Origin of the sequence: Tardiphaga sp. 839_C3_N1_4 (assembly GCF_051811045.1) — a bacterium.
Taxonomy (GTDB): domain Bacteria; phylum Pseudomonadota; class Alphaproteobacteria; order Rhizobiales; family Xanthobacteraceae; genus Tardiphaga.
In genome coordinates this window covers 3,998,561-4,020,370 of the sequence record NZ_JBPWQD010000001.1, presented here as the reverse complement: position 1 = coordinate 4,020,370, position 21,810 = coordinate 3,998,561, and the positions used below count along the sequence as shown (strand labels likewise).

At 62.2% G+C, this 21,810-nt stretch carries 23 protein-coding genes and 1 tRNA gene; 11 read left to right on the top strand and 13 right to left on the bottom strand.

Translation table 11 applies throughout. From position 1 onward, the window contains the following. Positions 1 to 157 precede the first annotated feature (157 nt). Entirely contained in the window at positions 158 to 1,558 is a 1,401-nt protein-coding gene (locus AB8A38_RS19205; protein WP_439087080.1) for a flavin monoamine oxidase family protein, read from the top strand. 25 nt (positions 1,559 to 1,583) lie between these two features. On the opposite strand, the gene AB8A38_RS19200 is transcribed toward AB8A38_RS19205, so the two are convergent. The 6 genes from AB8A38_RS19200 to rpmI all read right to left on the bottom strand — a co-directional run bounded on the left by AB8A38_RS19200 (position 1,584) and on the right by rpmI (position 7,691). Further along, complete coding sequence (locus AB8A38_RS19200) at positions 1,584 to 2,531, bottom strand: MBL fold metallo-hydrolase (protein WP_439087079.1); 948 nt, start codon at positions 2,529 to 2,531, stop codon at positions 1,584 to 1,586. A 73-nt stretch (positions 2,532 to 2,604) separates the two neighbouring features. After that, on the bottom strand, positions 2,605 to 3,372 hold the full coding sequence (locus AB8A38_RS19195) for a sulfite exporter TauE/SafE family protein (protein WP_439087078.1): 768 nt from the start codon (positions 3,370 to 3,372) through the stop codon (positions 2,605 to 2,607). Next, complete coding sequence (gene pheT / locus AB8A38_RS19190; RefSeq protein WP_439087077.1) at positions 3,369 to 5,774, bottom strand: phenylalanine--tRNA ligase subunit beta; 2,406 nt, start codon at positions 5,772 to 5,774, stop codon at positions 3,369 to 3,371. Before pheT ends, AB8A38_RS19195 begins: the two co-directional genes overlap by 4 nt. After that, positions 5,771 to 6,853, bottom strand: coding sequence for a phenylalanine--tRNA ligase subunit alpha (pheS, locus tag AB8A38_RS19185; protein WP_439087076.1), 1,083 nt, complete (start codon positions 6,851 to 6,853; stop codon positions 5,771 to 5,773). Before pheS ends, pheT begins: the two co-directional genes overlap by 4 nt. A gap of 209 nt (positions 6,854 to 7,062) precedes the next feature. Next, positions 7,063 to 7,422: a 50S ribosomal protein L20 gene (rplT, locus tag AB8A38_RS19180; RefSeq protein WP_068730282.1), complete on the bottom strand. Its 360-nt coding sequence runs from the start codon at positions 7,420 to 7,422 to the stop codon at positions 7,063 to 7,065. 68 nt (positions 7,423 to 7,490) lie between these two features. After that, positions 7,491 to 7,691 carry a 50S ribosomal protein L35 gene (gene rpmI, locus AB8A38_RS19175; protein ID WP_068730283.1) on the bottom strand — a complete coding sequence of 67 codons (201 nt, stop codon included), beginning with the start codon at positions 7,689 to 7,691 and terminating at the stop codon, positions 7,491 to 7,493. A 293-nt stretch (positions 7,692 to 7,984) separates the two neighbouring features. On the opposite strand from rpmI, the gene AB8A38_RS19170 reads away from it, so the two are divergent. Then, complete coding sequence (locus AB8A38_RS19170; protein ID WP_439087075.1) at positions 7,985 to 8,131, top strand: hypothetical protein; 147 nt, start codon at positions 7,985 to 7,987, stop codon at positions 8,129 to 8,131. Between the two features lie 114 nt (positions 8,132 to 8,245). Here AB8A38_RS19170 and infC read toward each other — a convergent pair whose 3' ends face one another. Continuing rightward, complete coding sequence (gene infC, locus AB8A38_RS19165) at positions 8,246 to 8,785, bottom strand: translation initiation factor IF-3 (protein ID WP_086936983.1); 540 nt, start codon at positions 8,783 to 8,785, stop codon at positions 8,246 to 8,248. Positions 8,786 to 9,108: 323 nt separating this feature from the next. Here infC and AB8A38_RS19160 point away from each other — a divergent pair, with 323 nt between their 5' ends. Together AB8A38_RS19160 and AB8A38_RS19155 are read left to right on the top strand one after the other, a co-directional pair. Further along, a complete protein-coding gene (locus AB8A38_RS19160) occupies positions 9,109 to 9,891 on the top strand; it encodes an alpha/beta hydrolase (protein WP_439087074.1) in 783 nt (260 codons plus the stop codon). 66 nt (positions 9,892 to 9,957) lie between these two features. Beyond that, the gene (locus AB8A38_RS19155; protein WP_439087073.1) at positions 9,958 to 10,428 is read left to right on the top strand and encodes a nuclear transport factor 2 family protein; all 471 of its coding nucleotides are present in this window, start codon (positions 9,958 to 9,960) and stop codon (positions 10,426 to 10,428) included. Here the strand turns inward: AB8A38_RS19155 and queG are convergent. Both queG and AB8A38_RS19145 read right to left on the bottom strand, forming a co-directional pair. Beyond that, a complete protein-coding gene (gene queG / locus AB8A38_RS19150) occupies positions 10,388 to 11,623 on the bottom strand; it encodes a tRNA epoxyqueuosine(34) reductase QueG (protein ID WP_439087072.1) in 1,236 nt (411 codons plus the stop codon). The two genes, AB8A38_RS19155 and queG, sit on opposite strands and share 41 nt — an antisense overlap. Continuing rightward, entirely contained in the window at positions 11,572 to 12,264 is a 693-nt protein-coding gene (locus AB8A38_RS19145) for a glutathione S-transferase family protein (protein WP_068730287.1), read from the bottom strand. The genes queG and AB8A38_RS19145 overlap by 52 nt, the downstream gene beginning before the upstream one ends. A 223-nt stretch (positions 12,265 to 12,487) precedes the next feature. Here AB8A38_RS19145 and AB8A38_RS19140 point away from each other — a divergent pair, with 223 nt between their 5' ends. Then, entirely contained in the window at positions 12,488 to 13,297 is an 810-nt protein-coding gene (locus AB8A38_RS19140; protein ID WP_439087071.1) for an undecaprenyl-diphosphate phosphatase, read from the top strand. Positions 13,298 to 13,342: 45 nt separating this feature from the next. Here the strand turns inward: AB8A38_RS19140 and AB8A38_RS19135 are convergent, their stop codons facing one another. Beyond that, the gene (locus AB8A38_RS19135) at positions 13,343 to 14,311 is read right to left on the bottom strand and encodes a complex I NDUFA9 subunit family protein (RefSeq protein WP_439087070.1); all 969 of its coding nucleotides are present in this window, start codon (positions 14,309 to 14,311) and stop codon (positions 13,343 to 13,345) included. 163 nt (positions 14,312 to 14,474) lie between these two features. Here AB8A38_RS19135 and AB8A38_RS19130 point away from each other — a divergent pair. Beyond that, positions 14,475 to 14,561, top strand: a tRNA-Leu gene (locus tag AB8A38_RS19130). Positions 14,562 to 14,712: 151 nt separating this feature from the next. Here AB8A38_RS19130 and AB8A38_RS19125 read toward each other — a convergent pair. The 3 genes from AB8A38_RS19125 to AB8A38_RS19115 form a co-directional block, all read right to left on the bottom strand. Next, on the bottom strand, positions 14,713 to 15,348 hold the full coding sequence (locus AB8A38_RS19125; RefSeq protein WP_439087069.1) for a 2-dehydro-3-deoxy-6-phosphogalactonate aldolase: 636 nt from the start codon (positions 15,346 to 15,348) through the stop codon (positions 14,713 to 14,715). Next, positions 15,345 to 16,268: a 2-dehydro-3-deoxygalactonokinase gene (locus AB8A38_RS19120; protein WP_439087068.1), complete on the bottom strand. Its 924-nt coding sequence runs from the start codon at positions 16,266 to 16,268 to the stop codon at positions 15,345 to 15,347. The genes AB8A38_RS19125 and AB8A38_RS19120 overlap by 4 nt, the downstream gene beginning before the upstream one ends. A gap of 114 nt (positions 16,269 to 16,382) precedes the next feature. Next, positions 16,383 to 16,841, bottom strand: coding sequence for a hypothetical protein (locus AB8A38_RS19115; protein WP_410001756.1), 459 nt, complete (start codon positions 16,839 to 16,841; stop codon positions 16,383 to 16,385). Positions 16,842 to 17,052: 211 nt separating this feature from the next. Between AB8A38_RS19115 and AB8A38_RS19110 the strand changes: the two genes are divergently transcribed. The 5 genes from AB8A38_RS19110 to AB8A38_RS19090 are packed head-to-tail and all read left to right on the top strand — an operon-like array spanning position 17,053 to position 21,805. Then, the gene (locus AB8A38_RS19110; protein ID WP_315839978.1) at positions 17,053 to 17,211 is read left to right on the top strand and encodes a hypothetical protein; all 159 of its coding nucleotides are present in this window, start codon (positions 17,053 to 17,055) and stop codon (positions 17,209 to 17,211) included. A gap of 10 nt (positions 17,212 to 17,221) precedes the next feature. Further along, complete coding sequence (locus AB8A38_RS19105) at positions 17,222 to 17,311, top strand: K(+)-transporting ATPase subunit F (protein ID WP_081421711.1); 90 nt, start codon at positions 17,222 to 17,224, stop codon at positions 17,309 to 17,311. A 28-nt stretch (positions 17,312 to 17,339) separates the two neighbouring features. Continuing rightward, positions 17,340 to 19,043 (top strand): potassium-transporting ATPase subunit KdpA, encoded by a 1,704-nt coding sequence (gene kdpA / locus AB8A38_RS19100; RefSeq protein WP_315839979.1) that lies wholly within the window; start codon positions 17,340 to 17,342, stop codon positions 19,041 to 19,043. Positions 19,044 to 19,064: 21 nt separating this feature from the next. Beyond that, positions 19,065 to 21,188, top strand: coding sequence for a potassium-transporting ATPase subunit KdpB (gene kdpB, locus AB8A38_RS19095; RefSeq protein WP_439087067.1), 2,124 nt, complete (start codon positions 19,065 to 19,067; stop codon positions 21,186 to 21,188). An 11-nt stretch (positions 21,189 to 21,199) separates the two neighbouring features. After that, positions 21,200 to 21,805 carry a K(+)-transporting ATPase subunit C gene (locus AB8A38_RS19090; protein WP_439087066.1) on the top strand — a complete coding sequence of 202 codons (606 nt, stop codon included), beginning with the start codon at positions 21,200 to 21,202 and terminating at the stop codon, positions 21,803 to 21,805. Positions 21,806 to 21,810: the final 5 nt, after the last annotated feature.

The window sequence follows — 21,810 nt, the reverse complement described above, 5'->3', positions numbered from 1 at the left end:
TTCCCTGGCTCCATCATGGTCGAGAGCCATTGCAATTTGGTTCATGCCCACGCGGCGCTGGTGACGATTGATTCACCACGACGGTTGCTGCACATCCTCGAATACGGCAAGGTTCGCGGGACGTTCTCATGCATCATAAAATTTCGGAAACCATGTCATGACAATTTCACGCCGGGATTTCCTGTCGGCGTCCGCAGCATTGACGCTTGCGCCGCTGTTCGGCGCAAGGGTATTGGCCGCGCCGCTGCCGCGGGATGCTGACATTGTCGTGATCGGCGCGGGCGCGGCGGGCATTGCTGCGGCGCGTCGCATCCAGGCGGCCAATCGCAAGGTGATCGTGGTCGAGGCCTCCAGCCGGATTGGCGGACGGTGCATGACGGACGCGACAAGTTTCGACGTCCCGTTCGATCGTGGCGCGCGCTGGCTGCACACGCCAGAAACCAACGCAGTGGTGAAGCTTGCCCGGCCGGTGGGAATTGATGTCGCGCCGTCGCCGCCGAGCCAGAAGCTGCGCATCGGCCGTCGTAATGCCCGCGCCGGCGAGACCGAGGAGTTGCTCGCCGCAGTCGTGCGCGCCAATCGCGCCATCGACGAGGCAGCGCGCCGTGCCGACATCTCCTGCGCCGCGGCGCTGCCGAAGGACCTTGGGGACTGGGCAGGCACGATCGATTTCGTGCTCGGGGCCTATGCGACCGGCAAGGACCTCAAGGATCTCTCGACGCTGGATCTTTCGCGCGCGCAGGATCGCGCCATCGATGTTGCCACGCGCCAGGGGCTCGGCGCGTTGATGGGTAAGCTCGGCGAGGCCGTTCCGGTGGCACTGTCGACCCCTGCAACGCGCGTGACCTGGAGCGGACGCGACATCGGCGTTGAGACGGCGTCGGGGCGCATTGCGGCGCGAGCGGTGATCATCACCGCATCAAGCAATGCGTTGTCGTCGGGGACAATCAAGTTCACGCCGGAATTGCCAAAGCGGCAGCTCGACGCGGCGGCAAAGCTCAGCCTCGGCAGCTATGACCGTATCGCGCTACAGTTTAGCGGCAATCCGCTCGGGCTGGGTCGCGATGAGCTGATGGTCGAGCAAAGCACGAGCACACGTACCGGTGCGCTGTTTGCGAATATTGGCGGGTCATCGCTGTGTACCGTCGATGTCGCCGGCGCATTCGGCCGCGACCTTGCAACTCAGGGCGAGGCCGCGATGGTGGCTTTCGCCGTTGAATGGCTGACGAAGCTGTTCGGCTCCGATATCAAACCTGCGATCAAGCGCTCTGCAACGACGCGCTGGGATACAATGCCATTCGTGCTCGGAGCCATGTCGGGGGCCGCACCGGGTGGTCAAGCCTCGCGCCGCGTGTTGGCTGAGCCCATGGGCAATCTGTTCCTCGCCGGCGAAGCCACGCATGAAACATTGTGGGGCACGGTCGATGGCGCATGGGAAAGCGGCGAGCGCGCAGCAGAGGCGGCGCTCAAGAAGATCGGCGCAATGAAAGAGCCGGAACCAGACAAGCCGGTGCGCACGAAGCGTCGGCAGCGGTCGAGCGGAGCGGGGCTGGAATAGCCGCGATGCGAGGCCGCTATTGGCGCTACACCGGTAGCGCCAGCTGCATCAGATCTTTGGCCACGATGATCTTACCGGAAAAATTCTTTCGTGCGCCCTCGATCCAGTCTTCGTCGGTGACTTCGGGGTCGTCGCCCGGCACAAAGTGGCTGAGCACCAGCACCTTCACGCCAGCCGCGGCGGCGATGCGGCCGACATCCTCGGTGGTGGTGTGGCTTTCCATCAAATGCTTTTTCAGCGTCGCGCCGTTCTTCGTCTTGATCACCAGCCGGTCAACAGCGGGCACGTAAAGTGCCTCATGCACCAGCACGTCCGCCCCCTTGGCGAACTCTGCGAGCTTCGGGTTGTAAGCGGTGTCGCTGGAGAACACGATGACGCCGTCGGGCGTTTCGAATTTGTAGGCGAAGCTGTCGACGATCGGCGGATGCGGAGTGCGGAACGCCGTCACCTTGACGTCGGCGGTCCGCAACACCACGCCATCCTCCATGATATCCTTGGCAACGAGCAACGGCCGCGGATCGGGGCGGCCTTCATCTTCGATGCGGGTATCGACGTCGAATTTGTTCAACTCCCAGTAAGTCCGGGTCATTGCCTCGATGCCCTTGGGACCAAACGAGTGGATCGGCGTCGAGAGGCCTGCGGCCCAGGCATTGTAGAACAAGTTGCCGTATTCCAGATTGTGATCGGAATGGTGGTGGCTGATGAAGATGTACTTCACCGAGGGAAGCGGCACGCCGGCATTGACCAGTTGCCGGCTGACGCCCATGCCGCAATCGATCACGAATGGCGTGTCGTTGACCACAACGAGATTGGCGGGATTGGATGCGCCGACGCCGACGCGCGGGCCGCCCTTGGTGCCGAGAAATATGATCCTGGTACGCGGTTTTGCCGGCGTCTGCGCCAGCGCGGGCCGCGCTGCGAAGATCGCTGCGCCGGCAGCGGCAAACTTCAGCATGTCGCGGCGATCGATCATGGTCTTCTCCCGTTGTTCTTGAATTGGAGAGACCCTAGCGCCGCGCCGGCTGGCGCCGCAAGTCACGCAAGCGTCAGTGAAATATCCCGTCGAACAGCGGCAGGCTGATCAGCGCCGAGACGGCGATCAGCGCGTAACAGATCTTGCGGAACAGCTCGTCGCTGGCCTTGCCGAACAGTTTCGAGCCAATCCACAGGCCGAGGCCGAACAGGGGGCCGGTCACTACCGCGAGCCCAAGGATGGCCGTGCTCCACAATCCGCCGATCGTATAGCTGATGATGATCAAGACGTCTGCGACCGCGAAATACAGGATGATATTTGCGCGGGTGACGGCAGCCACGGCCGCGTCGCGCAGCCAATACATCACCACTGGCGGGCCGCCGAGTTGTGCCAAGCCGCCGAAGAACCCGGCGAGACCGCCGACGCTGACAGTCACCGGTACGGTCGGCTTACCAGGATAGCGCCAGCCGGAGATCAGTAGCGTCAGCATCGTGACGATCAGTGCGACGATGCCCCAGCGAACAGTCAGCGGATCGGCCCAGGCCAAGGCCATCGTGCCAAGTGGCACGCCAATAAGTGCGCCCAGCGAAATGATGCTGACGTCGCGCCTGTCGGCTCGTCTTGCGGCGTTCGGGATCAGCGTCAGCGTGGTCGAGAAGTCGATCAGCAGCAGCAACGGCGACGCGACCTGCGCGCCGGCCACGCTTGAGGCGAGCGGCATGAAGATCAGCGCCGAACCGAAGCCCGAAAATCCGCGGGCCAGTCCGGCGATGAAGGCGGTGACGGTGATAAAAACGAGCGACGTGGTCGAATACTGGACCAGGCCGAGTGATTCCATCATGCGCGCAACGTGCCGCCCGTCTTTTTCACTACTTCCGCCACGATCTTCGCTGCCACCGCATCAATTTCCTGATCGGTCAGGGTCTTCTCGCGCGGCTGCATGGTCACGGCGATGGCGACGGACTTCTTGTCGTCGTCGATGCCCTTGCCTTCGTAGACGTCGAACACCGTCACATCGGTGACCAGCTTCTTGTCCACGCCGGCTGCCGCACGGAGAATGTCACCGGACCTGACCTTGCGATCGACGATGAAGGCGAAGTCGCGTGACACAGGCTGGAACGCCGAGAGCTCCAAAGTCGGTTTGGCGCGGGTCGCCTTCTGCTTGGCGTCGGGAATACGATCAAGGATCACTTCGAACGCCATCAACGGGCCGTCGGCACCGAGTGCTTCGAGCGTGCGCGGGTGCAGCTCGCCGAAATGACCGAGGACGTTCTGCGGACCGATCTGGATCGTGCCGGACCGGCCGGGATGCAGCCAATTCGCGCCACCGGCGACGATCTGCAGCGCCTGCATCGGTGCGCCCGCGGCTGCGAGAACTGCAAAGGCATCGGCCTTGGCGTCGAGCGCGTTCGCAGCGCTGGCGCCTGACCAGTGACGGCCGTTGCCCGCCGACGAGGCGAGACCACGCCGGACGCCGGATGCAGCCATGAACTGATCCTGCGGGCGATCGCCGCGGAAGATCTGGCCGACTTCGAACAGCGCGAGGTCAGACGAGCCGCGATGCGCATTGGCCTGAGCGGCCGCGATCAGTCCGGGCAACAGGCTGGGCCGCATGTCGGAGAGGTCGGAGGCGATCGGATTGGCCAGCGCCAGTTCCGGCGCGCCGCCGCCGAACACTTCGGCATGTGGCTTCGAGATGAACGACCACGTCACCGCTTCGACGAGCCCACGTGCTGCCAATCCACGCTTGGCGCGGCGGGTACGCTGCTGGATCTGGGTGAGCACCGGCTTGCGCGGGGCATCGCCGCGCGGGAACGGCGTCATCGGCACCTTGTCGACGCCGAAGATGCGCATGACTTCTTCGACGATGTCAGCCTTGCCGGTCACATCGCTACGCCAGGACGGCACCGCGACCTTCACCATAGGACCACTGCCGGCCACCATGAAGCCGAGATGCGTCAGGATGCGTCGCATCTCCGGGAAAGGCACGTCGATGGCGGCGAGGCGCTTCACCTCGGCAATCGGGAAGTCGATGATGCGGTCGTCGCCGTAAGGCTTTCCGACCACGATGCTTTCCGACGGTGTGCCGCCGCATAGTTCCATCACCAGCTTGGTTGCCAGTTCGAGACCGGGCACCATGAAGACCGGATCGACGCCGCGCTCGAACCGATAGCGCGCGTCGGAATTGATGCCGAGCCTGCGACCGGTCTGCGCGATGTTGATCTCGTTCCACAGCGCGGATTCGATCAGCACATCGGTGGTCTCTTCCGAACAGCCCGACGCTTCGCCGCCCATGATGCCGGCGAGCGATTCCACACCGTTGTCATCGGCGATGACGCAGGCTTTGCTGTCGAGCGTGTAGGTCTTGCCGTCGAGCGCGAGCAGCGTCTCGCCGTCACGTGCGCGGCGGACAACGATGTCACCCTTTACCTTGGACGCATCGAACACATGCAGCGGGCGCGCGCGGTCGAATGTCAGGAAGTTGGTGATGTCGACCAGCGCATTGATCGGACGCAGACCTATCGAGGTAAGCTTCTTCTGCAGCCACTCGGGCGACGGGCCGTTCTTGACGCCGCGCACGAGACGCAGCGCGAAGCCGGGGCACAGCTTGGCGTCTTCGACGGTGACTTTCACCGGGCAGGGGAATTCGCCCTTGATCGGCTTGATGCCGGGATTCTTGAACACGCCCATGTCGGCCGCGGCGAGATCGCGCGCGATGCCGGACACACCAGTGCAGTCCTGACGATTAGGCGTCAGATTGATCTCGATGACGGGATCGCCGAGCTTGGCCCAATCGGGATAGATCGCGCCGACGGGTGCATCGGCGGGCAGTTCGATGATGCCGTCGATATTTTCCGGCAGGCCGAGTTCACCTGCCGAGCACAGCATGCCCTGGCTTTCGACACCGCGGATATTGCCAAGACCGATGGTGAAATCCTTGCCCGGGATGAACGTGCCGGGCCTGGCGAGAACGGTCTTCAGTCCCGCGAGTGCGTTCGGCGCGCCGCAGACGATCTGCAACGGTTTGTCATCGCCGGCATTGACGGTGCAGACGCGCAGGCGGTCGGCATTGGGATGCTGCTCGGCCGTGACGATCTCGGCGATCGTGAACGGCTTCAGGAGCTTCGCCTTGTCGTCGATATGCTCGACCTCAAGCCCGATCATGGTGAGCTTGTCGGTCAGCGTCTCGAGCGACTCGTCAGTCTCGAGATGATCTTTCAGCCAGGAGAGGGAGAATTTCACGTGCTCAGTCCTCCGGCCAGCGTCGGTACTTCAAGCGGCTTGAAGCCATAGTGATTGAGCCAGCGCACATCGCCTTCGAAGAGCTGACGCAGGTCGGCCATGCCGTATTTCAGCATTGCGATACGGTCGATGCCCATGCCCCAGGCGAAGCCCTGATACACGTCGGGATCGATGCCGCAGGCGCGTAGCACATTCGGATGCACCATGCCGCAGCCGAGAATCTCGAGCCAGTCTTCGCCTTCGCCGAAGCGGATCTCGTTCTTGTCGCGGCGGCACTGGATATCGACTTCCAGCGACGGCTCCGTGAACGGGAAGAACGACGGACGGAAGCGCATATTGACGTTATCGACCTCGAAGAAAGCCTTGCAGAATTCGTGCAGGATCCATTTGAGGTGGCCGAGATGCGAACCCTTGTCGATGACCAGGCCTTCGACCTGATGGAACATCGGCGTGTGGGTCTGATCGCTATCGCTGCGATAGGTGCGGCCCGGACAGATCACGCGGATCGGCGGTTGCTGGCTCAGCATGGTACGAACCTGCACCGGTGATGTGTGCGTGCGCAGCAGCAGACGCGAGCCGTCTTCCTTCGGATTGAAGTAGAAGGTGTCGTGCATCTCGCGGGCCGGGTGGCCCTCGGGGAAGTTGAGCTTGGTGAAATTGTAGTCGTCGGTTTCGATATCCGGACCTTCGGCGACGGCGAAGCCCATATCGGCAAAGATCGTCGTCAGTTCGTCCCAGGTCTGGCTCAGCGGATGGATGCGCCCGAGCTCGGCGGGGCCCTCGCGCAGCGGCAGCGTCACGTCGATGATCTCGGACGCGAGACGTGCATCGAGGGCTGCGGATTTCAACACATCGCGGCGCGCGGTCAGCGCTTGCGTGACGGTGTCCTTGGCCAGGTTGATGGCCGCGCCTTCGGTCTTGCGCTCTTCCGGCGACATCTTGCCGAGCGTGGCGAGCAGCGCGGAGATCGAACCTTTCTTGCCGAGCGCGCCGACGCGCACCGCTTCGAGCGCGGTTTCGTCGGAGGCATTGGCAATATCAGCCAGGATATTCTGTTGGAGCGTCGTCAGATCGGACATCAGCAACCTCGATGAGAGAGGCGGGCGGCCTCTTGCTGTCTGCGCGTCCGACGGAAGGCCGGGCACCAGCTTCTACAGCACGGGTATCACAGGGATTAAGACGTCAATGGCCGGGACAGGAGCGCGTGAACGCTTCTGCCCGGCCATGACAATGTCGATGAATACGCGGAGCCTGGAGAGCTCAGGCCGCCAGTGCGGCCTTTGCTGGCTTAGGCTGCGAGTGCAGCTTTGGCCTTCTCGGCAATCGCGTTGAACGCCGCCGGCTCGTTGATCGCGAGATCCGAGAGCACCTTGCGGTCGACCGTCACGCCGGACTTGGCGAGACCGTTGATAAACACGCTGTAGGTCATGCCGAGCGGACGGACGGCAGCGTTGAGACGCTGGATCCAGAGCGCGCGGAACGTGCGCTTCTTGCGCTTGCGATCGCGGAACGCATATTGGCCGGCCTTGTCGACGGCGGCCTTTGCGGCGCGGATGGTATTCTTACGGCGACCACGGAAACCCTTGGCGGCCTTGTAGACTTTCTTATGCTTGGCGTGAGCCGTCACACCGCGTTTTACGCGAGCCATGACTGATCTCCTTCATCTGAAATAACAAAAGGGGTGATATCCGCCGCAATGAAGCGGCGTAAGGGCGATCAGGCGTTTGGCAGAAAGTACTGCTTGATGTTGTCGCCATCGGTCTTGAACAGCACGCGGGTGCCGCGGAGCTGACGAATCTGCTTCTTCGTCCGCTTGATCATACCGTGGCGTTTACCGGCATGGGCGGCCATAACCTTACCCGTTCCGGTGACTTTAAAGCGCTTTTTGGCGCCCGACTTGGTCTTCAGCTTGGGCATTTGGCTCTCCTGTTGCCACGCAGAAAGCGCCCCGAAAGGCGTTGCGTCGGCTAAAATGCTCGTTAGAGCGTTGAAAATGCTCAACTAACCGCCGTTTGCGGGAAGTCAGCACAGTCGTCGACACGGCAGCCCTTGATCAGCCGGGCGACGAAGGTTGGGCTTATGGCAGAGGAACGCCCTAATGGCAACGATTAACGCGGCTCAACACTCTGTTTAGCGCATGGCTGCAGACTGGTCCGACGCGCTCCGGATGCCTATGTGATCCGGACCAGAGAAACAGAGGGACGACGACAATGGCCCGGAATGCACGTGCCGCCGCAAGGGCGGTTGCCATCCAGCAAGATGCTGCTGCTCAGACCGCCACCCGCTGGATGTTCGCGGCCGCTGGCCTCGCCGCCGCGCTTGCGCTGGCCGGTGCACTCACCCTTATCTCGGGCTGAGCCGTCCGGTTTCGGCCGATCTCCGAATACTCCCCCAAAGAAAAAGGCCCGCCAGAAACCTGACGGGCCGAAATTCCTGATTGCCAACCTTGTTAAGGTCAGTCGCCGCTGTGATCAGCGTGGTGCCAGCACCATCACCACCTGACGACCTTCGAAGCGCGCGTCCTGCTCCACCTTGGCGTATTCGGCGACGTCTGCTTTGACCTTGTCGAGCAGCTTGGTTCCGATTTCTTGGTGCGCCATTTCGCGGCCACGGTAGCGCAAGGTGATTTTGACCTTGTCGCCTTCCTCGAAGAAGCGCTGCATCGCGCGCATTTTCACGTCGTAGTCATGATCATCGATCATCGGGCGGAGCTTGATCTCCTTGATTTCGACGATCTTCTGCTTCTTGCGGGCCTCGGCGGCCTTCTTCTGCGCCGAATACTTGAACTTCCCGTAGTCCATGATCTTGCAGACGGGGGGGCTCACGTTCGGCGAAATCTCGACCAGATCCATACCGGCTTCCATCGCCATCTTGATCGCAGCAATGGTTTCCACGGTGCCGTGGTTCAGGCCGGTCTGATCAATCAGCTGGATCTGCAGATTGCGAATTTCATCGTTGGTGCGCGGCCCGTCTTTTGTTGCGGCGGGCGGGGCTCTGTTGGGACGGCGAATGGGTAACTCTCCAATGTTGTGAAGGAAGGCCGCAGTGTGAAGGAATAAGGCGTTTCGAGCAAGCAAACTCACGCAACGCAGCGTCAAATCACTCAAATACGAGGCAATTTCGTCACGCGAAAGGCCATAGGCGTCGTACACCGCTGACCGTGCTCAAATAGAGTTCCCCGGCACGTTCTGCAAGCCGTGGTTGACAGGACCGTAACGCGGCATCGAGGTGGACGTTCCCTGGGATATATGGACGTTGAGGGATCGACGTTGACGATCCCGACCTGCTCAATCAAACAGCAATCGGCATTCTGAGGTCGAACAAGGATAGTTTGATGAGCATAACGGTATCGACCGACCCTAGTTTCATCACTGTCGGCACTGGCGGCAACAGTCGCCAGATCGCCATGCGGGTCCGCGACGGCGCTGCACCCGGCCTGTTCTGGATGAGTGGCTTCAAATCCGACATGCAGGGCGGCAAGGCGGTGGCGCTCGATGCCTGGGCCGCCGAGCACGGCCGCGCTTGCGTGCGTTTCGACTATTCCGGCCACGGTGAATCCGGTGGCGATTTCGCCGACGGCACCATCGGCCAATGGCTGGAAGACAGTCTCGCGGTGTTTGATGCGGCCTGTCAGGGGCCGCAGGTGGTGATTGGCTCGTCGATGGGCGGCTGGATGGCACTCCTGCTGGCGCGCGCGCTGGCCCGACGCGGCAAAGTGGGGCGTGCGACGCTGAAGGGTCTGGTGCTGATCGCGCCGGCGCCGGATTTCACCGAAGAGCTGATGTGGAAAGGCTTCTCGCCGGAAATCCGCGCGGAGATCGAGACCGCCGGTCAATGGCTGCGCCCGTCGGAATATGGCGAGCCCTATCCGATCACGCGGCAGTTGATCGAGGAGGGGCGCAATCATCTGCTGCTTGGCAGCGCGATCGATGTCGGTTGCCCCGTGCGGATTTTGCAAGGCAGGCAGGACCCCGACGTGCCCTGGCAGCACGCTTTCCGCCTTGCCGAACGGCTACCGAGCGACGACGTCGTGCTGACCATGATCCAGGACGGCGACCATCGGCTGTCGCGCCCGCAGGACATTGCGCGACTATTGTCGGCTGTGGCGGAGTTTTGATTGCATCACCCGCACCGTTGAATAGGCTCGCCTGAAAAGAGCGATCAATCAGCGGGAGGAATTCGGATGGATGCTACGGCACTCTTACGTGCATTTTGCGATGCCGTTGAACAGCGTGACGGCCATAGCTTCGCTGCGCTATTCACCGAGGGCGGCGTCTATCACGACGTCTTCTACGGCGCCTTCGAAGGCCGCGCGAAAATCGCCGACATGGTCGATGACTGGTTCTACCGGACCGCGGAAGATTTTCGTTGGGACATGCACACGCCCGTCAGCGACGGCGCCACGCTCTATGCGCGCTACACATTCAGCTATCGCTCGAAACTTCCGGAAGCCCACGGCGGCCGCGCGATGTTCGAAGGCGTTGCGATCATGACGCTGCGTGACGGCAAGATCGTGAGCTATCATGAAGTGGCCAATACGGCGCCGGCCTTCGTCGATCTGCATTTCGCGCCGGAGCGCATCGCCAAGATCGTCGGCAAGCAGAGCGCTGCGCTCAAAGCGCGGCCGGAGATGGCGCGACATCTGACGAACTGAGCGCAAGCTGCCATTCGTCGTTCACGCTCTCATCCTTTTCAGCGTCGCCGAGTTGCGTGGCCAGCGCAGCAAATTCGTCTGCGGGCATTAGTTGTGACAGCGCCCACACCGCAGCCCCGCGCACCACAGGGCTTTCATCGCCGAGCAGTCGCTGCGCGTCGTTTACCAGTGATAGGTCGTTCGAATTGCCGATGGCGATCAACACATTGCGGATGAAGCGGTTGCGGCCGATACGCTTCACGGGTGACTTCGTAAAGAACGCGCGGAAAGCCGCATCGTCGAGCTTCGCAAGTTCGGCCAGCGACGGCGCGCGCAACTCATCGCGTGCGGCGAGTTTGATCTCGCGGCCTTCCTGGGCGAATTTGTTCCATGGGCAGGCGGCGAGGCAATCGTCGCAGCCATAGATGCGATTGCCCATGGGTTTGCGGAATTCGTGCGGGATCGGCCCCTTGTTCTCGATCGTGAGATAGGAAATGCAGCGCCGCGCGTCGAGCTTGTAGGGCGCGGGAAAGGCCGCGGTCGGACAGCTGTCGAGACAGGCCTGGCACGAACCGCAATGATCGACCGTGCGGGCGTCGCGCGGGAGCTCGAGCGTGGTGAAAATCGCGCCGAGAAACAGCCACGAGCCGAATTCGCGCGAGACGAGATTGGTGTGTTTGCCCTGCCAGCCCAATCCTGCCGCGCCGGCGAGCGGCTTCTCCATCACGGCAGCCGTATCGACGAATACCTTCACATCGCCGCCCGCTTGCGCGATCAGCCAACGCGCCAGCAGCTTCAGGCGCTTCTTGATGAGATCATGATAGTCGTCGCCGCGAGCATAGACCGAGATCGCGGCGTGCGAGCGTTGCTTGAGGATTTCGAGCGGATTCTCGTCGGGCCCGTAATTGACGCCGAGCATAATGACGGAACGAACGTCCTGCCACATCACTTTGGGATTGGCGCGGCGGTCGGGATTGTTGGCAAGCCACTCCATGTCGCCATGGGCGCCGGCGTTGAGAAATTCCTGCAGCCGCTCGCGCACGCCGGCGATGGCATCGGGATCAGTGATCCCGATCGAATCGAAGCCGAGCGCCAGTGCCTCCCGCGTCAGCATATCCCTGAGATCGGCGGGAAGCGCGGCGCGGTCGTCGTCAGCGGATGGGCTCAGAAATCGAGATCCACATAGGTCCGCGATGCCGGTACGCCCGCCAGCCATTCGCTCAGCAGCGGTCGGAACGACGGACGGGATTTCACCCGCGCGTACCACGCCTTCGCCGCGTCGTCCTCGCTCCATGGAACATCGCCCAGATAGTCGATCGCCGACAGATGAGCTGCCGCGACCAGATCTGCATAAGTCAGTCGGTCACCGGCCAGAAAATTGCGTGTCCGCGCCAGCCAGCCGATATAGGCCAGATGATAGCGCACATTTGCGGTGGCTGCGCGAATCACATCCATCGCCGGGGCGCCGCCGCCGACCTCTTCGCTCATGAAGCGCTTGTAGATGCGCTCGGTGACCAGGGGACCGGAGGCTTCCTCGAAGAATTTCTCGTTGAACCACGCCATCAGCCGGCGCACTTCGATGCGTTCCGCCATCGCGACAGGCAGCAGGCGGCGATCGCCCATCTCCGGTCCATGGGTCTCGTCGATATATTCGGCAATGATCCCGGCGCCAGGAATGGGCGGGAAACCATCGGTGAGCAGCACAGGCGTAGTTCCCGCAGGATTGAGCGCCAGAAATGCCTCGCGCCGATCCCACGGGCGCTCGTCCACCAGTGTGAGGTCGAGTCCGTATTCGCCGAGTACGAGACGAATGAAGCGGGAATGCGGACAGAACGAGTGATGGTAAAGCGTGTACATGCGGGCCTTGATAGTTATGCGGTCGTTAAGAAAGCGTCTCGGTTGCGTCGGTGGTAAAAGTGTCACGCGGCGCGCGCCAAACTAGCGAAGCTTGGCTCCGAGGCAACCCGTGAATGTGATGGTATTTGCGATTGCAGCAATGGAGGGAATAGGCGAGAAGAACCCGGCTTTTTCAGGCCCACAGGCTTTTCCAGGCCAACACTGACGAAGGACAGATAAGCAGATGATGTCTGATGCGATAAGGGCGGTGATTCTCGGCATTGTCGAGGGTGTCACCGAGTTCCTGCCGGTTTCCTCAACGGGGCATCTGCTGCTCGCGGAACGCTTCTTCGATCTGGGCGAGGACAATTTCTGGAAGAGCTTCGCCGTGCTGATCCAGCTCGGCGCCATTCTGGCGATCCTTGCACTTTACTTCGGCAAGTTGTGGCATATCGCGCTGGACCTGTTCAAAGGCGACGCTGCGGCGCGCCGTTTCGTGATCGGCGTGCTGGTTGCTTTCCTGCCCGCCGCGATCATCGGCGCCGCCGCCGGCGGCTACGTCAAAAGCTATTTGTTCAATCCGTGGGTTGTATGCTTTTCGCTGATCGTCGGCGGCGCGATCCTGCTCTGGGTCGATCAGCTCGATCTTGAGCCGGTACATCACGATGCCACCACGTTCCCGTTGCCGATGTATTTGAAGATCGGCCTGGCGCAGTGCGTAGCGATGATTCCGGGCGTGTCGCGCTCCGGCGCCACCATCGTCGGTGCCATGCTGCTCGGTGCCGAGAAGCGCGCAGCGGCGGAGTTCTCGTTCTTCCTGGCGATCCCGACCATGGTCGGCGCTTTCGTCTACGATCTCTACAAGAGCCGCGCCGATCTTTCGGTCGATCACGGCATGATCATCGCCATCGGCTTCGTGGTGTCATTCATCACCGCGATCGTCGTGGTGAAGAGCTTTCTGGGCTACGTCACGCGCCACGGCTTCACGCTGTTCGCATGGTGGCGCGTGATCGTCGGCACGCTCGGCCTGATCGCGCTGGCGTTGGGCTACTAAGAGCTTTGCGGTCGTCCCCGTGAAAGCCGGGGACGACGGCGGAATTTAATTCACGCCGTTATGCGCGAATTGGCCGGTGGCGCGGAAACGCCAGAGATATTGTGGCGCAATGGCTTCCAGCGAATCGGCCGGGATGCCGAGGCCATCCAGCGTCAGGCCGGCCGCCTTGGCGGCTTCCGACACCACATTGTCGACGCGCAGCATTGTGACCTGATCCGGCGTCAGCTTGAAGTCGCCCGGGGCGAATTGCAGGAAATAGGACTGAAGCTTGGCGATGGCCGTCGGCACCGGCAGCGTCATGCGCTTGCGTTCGATGGTCGCTAGGATGATGTCGATGATTTCACTCATCGTCAGCACTTCCGGACCGCCGAGTTCATAAGTGGCGCCCGGCCTGGTCTTGCCGTCGACAGCATCGGCCGCTGCCTGGGCCACATCGCCCACATAGACCGGCTGCATTTTGGTCGTGGCGCCGAACACCGGCATCACCGGGGCCATCCGGGCGAGATTGGCGAACCGATTCGTGAACTGATCTTCGGGGCCGAAAACGATCGATGGCCGGAGGATAGTCGCCGACGGCACGGCTGCCAGCACGGCCTGCTCGCCGGCCGCCTTGGCACGGGCATAGGCCGATTCGGAATCGGCATCGGCGCCGATGGCTGAAAACTGCACCATCCGTGCGCCGATCTCGGCAGCGGCCTGCGCCACCGCGCCGGCACCTCGCGCCTGCACGGCATCAAAGGTCTGCGCGCCGCTTTCGGTCAGGATACCCACCAGATTGACGACGATGCTGGCGTCGCGCATTGCGGCCTTGACCGAGGCCTGGTGGCGCAGATTGGCCTGAACGATATTGATCTGTCCGACACGGCCAAGCGGCTGCAGATGGCCGGCCAGTTCCGGCCGACGCACGGCGACCCTGATCCGGTATTCGCGCTTGGCCAGCGCGCGGACCACATGGCGTCCCACGAAGCCGGATCCGCCGAAAACCGTAACGAGGGTGTCGATGGGGGCAGCCATGGATCAGTTCCTTGAGTCAGTCATGCAAGGGCAAAACGGGGGAATTTAGACCAATTCGCGATACGCCAACGCGCGGGGCCTGTACAGCGGATTTGGAATTGAACGAAGCAATTTGACAAGCGCGTAACGGCCCCCTACTAACCGCGCCACGTGCCTCGCACGTGCCCAGGTGGCGGAATTGGTAGACGCGCTGGCTTCAGGTGCCAGTGGCTTAACGGCCGTGAAGGTTCGAGTCCTTTCCTGGGCACCACGGTGCTCCTAAGTCTCTGATATTCAGAGCAATTCAATGAATTTGACAGTTTGGGGCCGCGCGGTCGATGCCTGCGGGCGCGGAGATGTCTTGCCCTGCCGTCCCCCGCGAAGTGCGCGCGACATCCGCAAACAGACACTGCACTCTGCTTCTAGCGGGCCATCGCCTGATCATAAGCCACGACAGATGCCTGCGCGGTCGCCTTCACCTCGATAGCGCTCATTCCAGGCCGGTACAGGCTGCTGCCAAGGCCGAAGACCTGTATGCCGGCGGCGATATAGCCCGCGAAATTCCGATCGGAAACACCACCAACAGCCCCAATCACGGCATCCTTGGGCAGAACCGCGCAAATGGCGGCGATGCCGGACGGCCCGAGGATCGACGCCGGAAAGAATTTCAATGCGGAAGCGCCCGCGCGCAACGCGAGGAAAGCTTCGGTCGGCGAGAACACGCCGGGCATCGTGACCATGCCGCGGTTCACTGCCATTGCCAGCACATCGACATCGACATTCGGGCTCACCATCAGACGCCCGCCGACATCAGCGACGCGGGCGCAGTCATCCGCGGTGAGGACAGTGCCGGCGCCGATCAGGGTGTCGTCGCCAAATCGTTTGCAGATCCGTGCGATGGAATCGAACGGATCGGGCGAGTTCAGTGGTACCTCGATCATCTCGAAGCCGGTGTCGATCAACGTCTCGACGATGCCCTCCACCTCGTCGGGCTGCACGCCGCGCAGGATGGCGACGAGCGGACGCTTCACGGTGGGCCAACGGATTGGCTGGTTCATGTGAACTGAGCTCCCCAAAGATGGATTGCGGCCTTGGTCAGGCCGTGTTGCGACGCGCGTTCGGCATCGACGATGGCGACCTCGAAGCCGGCAGCGGCAAGCGCGGACGCATAGAGATCCTTGAGCGCGCCGGCGCCGATCAGGCGCACCGGATGCCGCGTGCCATAGTGCGATCCGGCATCGGCGATTTCTGTGCCGATGAGGAGGCCCGACAGGCGTGCCGCGCCGTCGGCTTGTTGTTGGAAGCCGAGCAGTTGCGCCGCGCGCAAGCTGAAGAGCGAAGCAGTCAAGCCAGCCGGCGCATGGAGCGCGCGTTGCAGGCCGTCGCGGAACGCATCATTCGCTACAGGCGGCGGCGCGTCGTGATCCACAGCGTGTTTCAGGATGCTGTGTTGAGTGATGACCGAAAAGAGCTCGCCGGTCATATAGGTCGTGAATGACACCACGCTGCCGGACTCGATCCAGACCCATTTGCTGTGGGTGCCGGGAATGCAGACGAGACCGGTGAAGCCGGGCTCGGTCACGCCGAGCAGTTGCGTCTCTTCGCCGCGCATGACGTCGGGCGCCGCGGCGTCGGCCTGGGCAATGCCGGGCAGGATACGCACGTCGCCTTGCGTGTCGACACGCTGCGCACCGTCGTGCAAGGCGTCGAGGCGTGTCGGTGTGTGCAGATAGGGCGCCTCGATCCAGCCCTGTCGTGCGCCGGCCATGCCGCAGATCAACACGGGCAGGTCCTGCGTCGCACCGAGTCTGGCAAGGTGATTAGCGAGCACCGGAGCGAAGCCGGCAGTCGCGCAATGCAGCATGCCTTCAGGCCCGCGGGTCTCCGCAAGCACGCTGCCGTCGGCGGCCATCAACCAGCCTCGAAAGCTGCTGGTGCCCCAATCGACTGCAACGAAAGCCGGTTTGCCTGATGTCACGCGTCGCTCCGGCTTCTCATGGCACGAATTCGTGCCGAGCATAGCCGAAAGCGTCGCTGTTGGAAGGCCGTTCGCGGCGGTCGAGCTACAGCATTGCGCACCGACCCTCTTCGCTCAACAGTAATTCTCACACAGCATCGGCTCGGAATCGGTGGGTTGGATCGCGCGCACGGGCGCTTGCGTCAGATGCGGCGTGCCTCCGCGGCTAACAACAGCGCGAAATGCATCCAGGATCGCCGTCGCCATGTCTGGGTGATGCGTCTCGACGGCGCTGTCCAGCCAGTCTGGAAGGTCACGCTGGTTCGAGAGAGCGCAATGCCATTCACCTTCGTCATAAGCGAGCCGACGCACTTGCCACCGCGGCAGTTCGATCGCGATCAAGGCAAGCGCGGCATCGGTCCAGGCGCCGGCCGCGACCAGACGATCGAGGCGCTGGGCCTCCGCCGTGCGACGCATCGCGGGCAGACGCTTGCAGGTGGTGAGGCAGATCGCGGTGAAACTCGTAGCGTCAAGCGGGGCCGTTTCGGATGGCGCATCGCAAAGGGGCGTTCGCTGAATCGAGATGAACGACATGACGGGTCTCCATGAACAGCGCGATCTTCGGAAGACCGCATCATGCAATATCCGTAGTCCGTCATTTGAATACGAGGCAGCTTCGGGCACGAAGATATAAAGGCTGCATAAGCGCTCGAGGACTAGCGGCGCACGCGCATGCGCCCCGCCGCGTCTTTATGAGATTCCTATAAGTTCGCTGCTGGCCTCATCTCGAAAACCTACGTCCTGAATGGCACCTGATCGTGCATCGGGCCCGCGAGCCGTCTGCTCCGTGCCGCCGCAGTCATTGCATCAGGAGCATTCCATGCTGGACATCGTCATGCTGGCCCTCGGGCTCGGCTTTTTCATTCTCACCCTGGGCTACGCCTATGCCTGCGAGCGGCTGTGAGGAGCGCATCATGATTTTCGATTACACGCTCGCCGGCTTCGTGTCCGCGGCATTGCTGATCTACCTCACTTACGCGCTGCTGCGGCCCGAGCGGTTCTGAGCGCGCGCACCTCAAAAGGTCAACTGACATGACAATGATTGGCTGGATTCAAATTGCTCTGTACTGCGCGGTGGTTCTCGCGCTGGTGAAGCCGCTCGGCGGCTACATGACATCCGTTTTCAATGGAGAGCGTACTTTCCTCTCTCCTATTCTGCGACCGGTCGAAGCCGGGCTGTACTGGATCGGTGGCGTCGACGAGAAACGTGAGCAGCACTGGCTGACCTATACGGTTGCCATGCTGCTATTCCACGTGGTCGGCTTCCTCGGTCTCTACGCGATCATGCGGCTGCAGGCCGTGCTGCCGTTCAATCCTGCCGGGCAGTCCGCGGTCGCCGAAGATCTCTCCTTCAACACCGCGATCTCCTTCGTCACCAACACCAACTGGCAGAACTACGGCGGCGAAAGTACCATGTCGTATCTGACCCAGATGCTGGGTCTGACGGTACATAACTTTCTGTCGGCAGCGGCCGGCATCGCATTGGCCGTGGCACTGATTCGCGGCTTTGCACGGTCGTCGATGCGCACCATCGGTAATTTCTGGGTCGATATCACCCGTTGCACGCTCTATGTGCTGCTGCCGATCTGCATCGTCTACACGCTGTTCCTGGTCTGGCAGGGCATTCCGCAGACGCTCGGCGCCTATGTCGATGCGACGACGCTGGAAGGTGCGAAGCAGACCATCGCGGTCGGTCCCGTCGCCTCGCAGGTCGCCATCAAGATGCTCGGCACCAATGGCGGCGGCTTCTTCAACGCCAATGCGGCGCATCCGTTCGAGAATCCAACCGCGCTGTCGAATTTCATCCAGATGATCTCGATCTTCGCGCTGGGTGCGGCGATGACCAATGTGTTCGGCCGTATGGTCGGTAATCCCAGGCAGGGCTGGGCGATCCTGGCCGTGATGGGCGTGCTGTTCATTACCGGCGTCGCGATCACCTATGGCGCTGAAGCCTCGGGCACCACAGGCCTGAATGCACTCGGTCTCACTGGCGGCAATATGGAGGGCAAGGAGATGCGCTTCGGCATCGTTGCCTCCAGCCTGTTCGCCGTCATCACCACGGCAGCATCCTGCGGTGCGGTCAATGCGATGCATGACTCGTTCACAGCGATTGGCGGCATGATCCCGCTGATCAATATGCAGCTCGGCGAGATCATCGTCGGCGGCGTCGGTGCCGGTCTCTATGGCATGCTGCTGTTCGTCGTGCTGGCGATCTTCGTCGCCGGTCTGATGGTCGGTCGCACACCGGAATATGTCGGCAAGAAGATCGAGGCGCGCGAAGTAAAGATGGCGATGCTTGCCATTCTCGTGTTGCCGCTGATGTATCTCGGTTGGACCGCGGTGTCGGTGGTGCTGCCCTCGGCCGTGGCCTCCATGGCCAATGCTGGGCCGCATGGCTTCACTGAAGTGCTCTACGCCTTCACCTCGGCCACCGGCAATAACGGCTCGGCCTTCGGCGGGCTCACTGGCAACACCTTCTTTTACAACCTCACACTGGCGAGTTCGATGTTCGTCGGCCGCTTCTTCATGATCGTGCCAGCCATGGCGCTAGCCGGATCATTGGCCGCGAAGAAGTCGATCCCGGCTTCGGCCGGCACCTTGCCGACGACCGGCGGATTGTTCGTCGGCCTCGTCATCGGCGTGATTCTGATCATCGGCGGTCTCACTTTCTTCCCGGCGCTCGCGCTTGGGCCGATCGTCGAGCACCTCGCGATGACCGCCAGCACCCTGTTCTGATCGGATTTCGGAGTATTCATCATGGAAACGTTGAAACTGCAGAAGCGGGTGCCGGTCTCGGCCATGCTCGATTCGAAAATTGTCATCCCAGCCATCGGCTCGGCTTTTACGAAACTCGATCCGCGACTGATGATCAAGAACCCTGTGATGTTCGTGGTCGAGGTCGTCGCCGCACTCACCACGGTGATCTTCATCAAGAACGTCATCACCGGCGGAAGCGATCTGGGATTTGCATTCCAGATCATCCTCTGGCTCTGGTTCACGGTGCTGTTCGCCAACTTTGCCGAAGCCGTCGCCGAAGGGCGCGGCAAGGCGCAGGCGGAATCGCTGAAGAAGACCCGCACCGAAAGCCAGGCCAAGCTGCTCACCGGCAGCGACAGCGGTGACAAGAGCTATCGCATGGTCTCGGGCACCAGCCTGAAGGTCGGCGATGTCGTTCTGGTGGAAGCCGGCGACAACATTCCGTCCGACGGTGAAGTGATCGAAGGCGTGGCTTCAGTCAATGAGGCGGCGATCACCGGCGAGTCCGCACCTGTCATTCGTGAATCTGGCGGCGATCGCTCGGCGGTCACCGGCGGCACGCAGGTGCTGTCCGACTGGATTCGCGTCCGCATCACTGCGGCGCAAGGCTCGACCTTTATCGACCGCATGATCAAGCTGGTCGAAGGCGCCGAGCGGCAGAAGACACCGAACGAGATCGCGCTGAACATTCTCTTGGTCGGCCTCACCATCATCTTCGTGTTCGCGACGGTGACGATCCCGAGCTATGCGGCCTATGCCGGTGGTTCGATCTCGGTGGTGGTGCTGGTGGCGCTGTTCGTGACCTTGATCCCGACCACCATCGGCGCGCTACTTTCGGCTATCGGCATTGCCGGTATGGACCGCTTGGTGCGCTTCAACGTGCTGGCGATGTCTGGCCGCGCGGTGGAGGCGGCCGGCGATGTCGATACGCTCTTACTGGACAAGACCGGCACCATCACGCTCGGCAACCGTCAGGCGACAGCCTTCCGTCCGGTGCGCGGCGTGACCGAACAGGAACTGGCCGATGCGGCGCAGCTTGCATCGCTCGCGGACGAAACCCCGGAAGGCCGCTCCATCGTCGTGCTGGCCAAGGAGAAATACGGCATCCGCGGCCGCGACATGGCCGAACTGTCAGCGACTTTCGTGCCGTTCACCGCACAGACCCGGATGAGCGGTGTCGATGCCGGTGGCTCGTCGGTCCGCAAGGGCGCGGTGGATTCGATACTCGCTTACGTTAACGGTGGCTCGTCGTTCGCCGTGGCGTCCGGCAACACTGTGCGTGCGATGCAGCCGGCCGCGATGTCGGATACGGCACGCGAGATCCAGGCGATCTCCGACGAGATTGCAAAGGCCGGCGGCACCCCGTTGGCGGTCGCGCGCGATGGCAAGCTGCTCGGCGTCATCCATCTGAAGGACATCGTCAAGGGCGGCATCCGTGAGCGTTTCGCGGAGCTGCGCCGTATGGGCATCCGCACCATCATGATCACCGGCGACAATCCGATGACCGCTGCAGCCATCGCAGCCGAAGCCGGTGTCGATGATTTCCTGGCGCAGGCGACACCCGAGGACAAGCTGCAGCTCATCCGCGACGAGCAGGCCAAGGGCAAGCTGGTGGCGATGTGCGGCGACGGCACCAACGACGCGCCGGCACTGGCGCAGGCCGATGTGGGCGTTGCGATGAACACCGGTACGCAGGCAGCGCGTGAAGCCGGCAATATGGTCGATCTCGACTCCAATCCGACCAAGCTCATCGAGGTCGTCGAAATCGGCAAGCAGCTCCTGATGACGCGGGGGGCGCTGACCACGTTCTCGATCGCCAATGACGTGGCGAAGTACTTCGCCATCATCCCGGCGATCTTCCTCGCCTTCTATCCGCAGCTTGAAGCGCTCAATGTCATGAAGCTGGCGAGCCCGCAGAGCGCCATCCTGTCGGCTATCATCTTCAACGCGATCATCATCATTGCGCTGATCCCGCTCGCCCTGAAAGGCGTCGCCTATCGTTCGATCGGCGCCGGCGCATTGCTCGGCCGCAATCTGCTGATTTATGGCCTCGGCGGCATCATCGTTCCGTTCATCGGTATCAAGGCGATCGACCTCGTCGTCACCGCCTTGCACCTGGTTTGAGGAGTTACGTTATGTTGAGAGAAATTCGCCCGGCCATCGTTCTGCTGCTCGGCCTCACCGCCATCGCTGGCCTCGGCTATCCGCTCGCGATGACGGGCGTCGCCGAAGCGATCATGCCGAACCAGGCGCAAGGCAGCCTCATCGAACGGGACGGCAAGGTTGTCGGCTCGTCCCTGATCGGTCAGGAGTTCAAGGGCGACGAATACTTCCACGGTCGCCCATCCGCGACCCTGGGTCCCGATCCGCAGGATTCTACCAAAACCGTGCCGCAGCCCTATAACGCGGTGAACTCGATGGGCTCTAATCTCGGTCCGACCAGCAAGGCGCTGATCGACCGCGTCAAGGACGACGTCGAGAAGCTGAAGGCGGAGAATCCATCGATGCCGGTGCCGATCGATCTCGTCACCACCTCGGGCAGCGGCCTCGACCCCAACATCTCGCCGGAGGGGGCGCTGTTTCAGGTGCCTCGCGTCGCCAAGGCGCGTAAGCTGCCGGAGGACCGCGTCCGCCAGCTGGTGACCGAAAAGGTCGAGGGCCGCCTCGGCGGCCTGTTGGGCGAACCGCGCGTTAACGTTCTCGCCTTGAATCTCGCGCTGGACGCCGCCGCACCCAAGTAGGTCGT